Below are 3,455 nucleotides of genomic sequence, written 5' to 3' on the forward strand. Positions count from 1 at the left end.
GAAACGCGCCACACGATTGAAGCCAGCCTAGAAAAGACAAATAAGCGATACCGAGCACTTATCGAAACCGCTGGAATCCCCGTTATTGTCATCAATGACAACTACCTAATAAAGCATTGGAACGGCTCATCAGAAGCGACCAGCGGGTATCGGTATGAATCCGTGCTCGGCAAAGATTTTCTCCGATTATCCATTCCCAAAGAAGAACATGAATCGTTTATTTGGCGGCTGAGGAAAGCAGCAGCGAGCAATACAAATCAAGAAAATGTCGAAACAAGCCTTCTCACATCGAGTGGAACAGAGCTGTCAATGCTTTGGAATATCAACTATATCTCTGATGAAGAACTGGATGAGCACGGCCAGTTTCTATTGATTGGGCAGGACATATCGAGCATTCGTAAAACACAGAATCAACTTCACTATCTTGCACACTTTGATTCACTGACAGGTGCTGCCAATAGGCGCCTGTTCGAGGATCGCTGCAAGCAAAGCATTGAAACAGCGAAGCGTTATGATTCATGTCTTGCGCTATTGAGCATTGATATCGATCACTTCAAAAAGATCAACGACACCCTTGGGCACGATGGAGGCGATGATTTTTTAATTGAGCTTGTATCACGATTTCAGCGGAGCGTGCGGAAAGAGGATACGATTGCCCGGCTCGGTGGCGACGAATTCGCTATCCTGCTCCCTAATGTTTCTGGCCAAGACGGTGCAGAGGTCGTGGCGCGCAACATTTTAGAGAGTATTACCAAGCCCGTAACCATAAAAGGCAATGAGCTTATTATCACCTCTAGCATCGGCATCACACTGTGTCCTGAAGATGCAAGTTCCTATGAAGCGCTACTTAAAAACGCCGACATGGCGATGTATCGAGCGAAAAATAACGGGCGCAACAACGTCCAGTTTTACTGTGAAGATATGAACAGTGAAATGATTCGACAAATCGAAATAGAAAAAGATCTAAGAGTCGCACTTAAAGAACAACAATTCTCTCTTCATTATCAACCCATTGTGGACACAAAGAGTGGCGAGATCATCGCACTTGAAGCACTTACTCGCTGGAATCACCCTGAGAAAGGCGTGATTATGCCCGATGAGTTTATAAACATCGCAGACCAAACGGGCCTACTCCAACAAATTGGTGAATGGTCAATCAATCAGCTTTGCGCCGAATGCAAGATTCTAAGCGAACAACATGTTCAAGAGTTGCCAATCGCCTTCAATCTAACACGACGACAATACAACCACCCAAGGCTTCTTCAGATGCTGTCCGATGCTTGCGAGACACATCGCTTTAATCCTAAACAACTCATTCTCGAACTGTCAGAAAATACCTTGGTACAAGTGGGCGATGACGCGCTAAAAATTTTAAGGAAGTTAAAAAGCTTCGGGTGCCTCATAGCAATCGACGGCTTCGGAACGGGATCTTCATCGCTTAACCAACTCAATGCGTTACCCATTGACATCATTAAGATTGATAGAAGCCTAGTGACAAGCTGCCTCACCAACAAACAGCACAGAATAATACTAGAGACCTTGCTAACGATTGCTAAACAACTTGGTATTAAGACCTTTGCCTCTGGCGTTGAAACACCAGCACAAGAGGCCTTTCTACAGAAAAACAAATGCCATTACGTGCAGGGCTTCTTGTACTCTCAAGCGCTCTCTATTGGGCCACTTATCGACTTTCTTGCCAAAACGGACACCCAAGAAGGTTTGCATTCCGGAGATCAGATCACCCTGCCTTTCGGTCAAGACCAGCTAAGAAAAGCTTAGGCCTCCTCTAGAGACTCCGCCAAACCTTGATGCAGAGCAAGAAACTGCTCGGTCAGATTGTGCTTGGGTGCAAAGTGAATTAACGGTTTGTTGTTCTGATGAGACTCTTTCATTTTGACACTCGCCGAAAGCTTTACATCAAGCACGGGCAACCCCTCTTCAATTAATTCGTCAACCAGCTTTTGAGGCAGACTGGCACGCGGTTGGAACTGATTTACCACGATACCTTCGACCTGGAGACCCTCGTTATGATCTTCCTGAATATCCTGTAGCTCACCCATAATCTGGTACAACGCCTTACGAGAGAAGTCGTCGCAATCAAATGGAATTAAGACCTTGTCTGCGGCGATCAGTGCAGAGCGCGTGTAAAAATTAAGCGCGGGCGCCGTGTCGATGTATATATCGTCAAAATACTCTTCCATATCTCGCAGCGCAGAACGAAGTTTATAGATCTTATGCTTGGCTTCGAGTTTGCGCTCTAGAAATTCCAGCTCTGGACTGGATGGCATCACAGATAAATTTTCATAGGGTGTCGCATGAACAAATTCACTTGAGTCCTTATTGAACAGATTAAAAGACAAGGTTTGTTCAAAAAAATCAGCAATGGTTGGCGCGAGCTCGTCTGAAGGTTTTCCAAGCAAATAATGTGTGCTATTCCCCTGCGTATCGAGGTCGACGACAAGCGTGCGACGCCCCCTAAAGGCACTTATTGCGGCTAAATTACACGTGATGCTCGATTTACCTACACCACCCTTTTGGTTAAACACAACGCGTATCATTTACTAACTCCCTGAGCTCTATCACCAAGACAAATCTTACTTACCAATCTAGAACTTTTTTGACGAATGGAACGGTTAAGCTTCTCTTCTCGACAAGCTGAGCATGATCTAGCTTATCGAGAACCTCTAATAATGCGCCCAAACTACGCGAACTTCTAGAGAAGATGTAGTTGAGCACCTCGCTATTTAGCGTCATACCTCGTTCGCGTGCGCGCGAAACTAAAGCAGACTTTTTATCTTCATCACTCAATGCATCAACATTAATTATGAGGCCAGCACCTAAACGCGATCGTAAGTCTGGCAATTTGAACTCACTATGGATTGGAACCACTCTGGCACTTACAACGAGCTGCTGCTTAAGGTCCCTGTAATGATTATACAGATTAAACAAAGCCTGCTCGCAAGCAGGGTTTGACGCAAAAGCATCGATATCATCTAGAACGAGTAAGTCGTAGTCTTGAAAATATTCAAAATAACTACCTAGCTCATTACCGGCCGCCACGGAAAGAATATCGCGAGCAGACAGATAATACGCGTTTTTGCCATTATCCAAAGCCGCATTAAGTAACGCTATGCTCAAATGAGTTTTTCCGCTTCCTGAGCCACCGGCAAGATAAACAAAAGCCTCTTGGCTATCGAATACCGCAGACCTTAGGCGAGCAACCACGTCAGAAGAAGAAACAGAGACAAAGTTGTCAAAGGTGAATTCCTTGCGAAACCCAAGCCCCAATAAGAGCTGCGGAGCAGCCTTGCGACTCACGACTCACCCTCGCTCAAAGCATCGCGAGTTCGTCGCCCCCAGATATGAATATAATTGAGACCACTGAGTAACGTTATCCCTGCAACCAGATAGACACCTAAGTCAATAAAAGGGCCAAGCGCCGCATAACCGGCAAG

The 3,455-nt window shown here is 45.5% G+C and carries 3 protein-coding genes; 1 reads left to right on the forward strand and 2 read right to left on the reverse strand.

Features of this window, described 5'->3' with window-relative positions; genetic code table 11:
- The coding region (locus A3750_RS24650) for a bifunctional diguanylate cyclase/phosphodiesterase (RefSeq protein ID WP_156498928.1) at window positions 1–1,779 on the forward strand (1,779 nt) is incomplete at its 5' end.
- Here A3750_RS24650 and A3750_RS24655 read toward each other — a convergent pair.
- Window positions 1,776–2,558, reverse strand: a complete 783-nt coding sequence (locus A3750_RS24655) for a ParA family protein (RefSeq protein WP_068451925.1) — start codon at window positions 2,556–2,558, stop codon at window positions 1,776–1,778. The two genes, A3750_RS24650 and A3750_RS24655, sit on opposite strands and share 4 nt — an antisense overlap.
- A gap of 40 nt (window positions 2,559–2,598) precedes the next feature.
- Window positions 2,599–3,318 carry a DnaA regulatory inactivator Hda gene (gene hda / locus A3750_RS24660; protein ID WP_068451928.1) on the reverse strand — a complete coding sequence of 240 codons (720 nt, stop codon included), beginning with the start codon at window positions 3,316–3,318 and terminating at the stop codon, window positions 2,599–2,601.
- Between the last annotated feature and the right edge of the window lie 137 nt (window positions 3,319–3,455).

This window comes from Oleiphilus sp. HI0079, assembly GCF_001635105.1.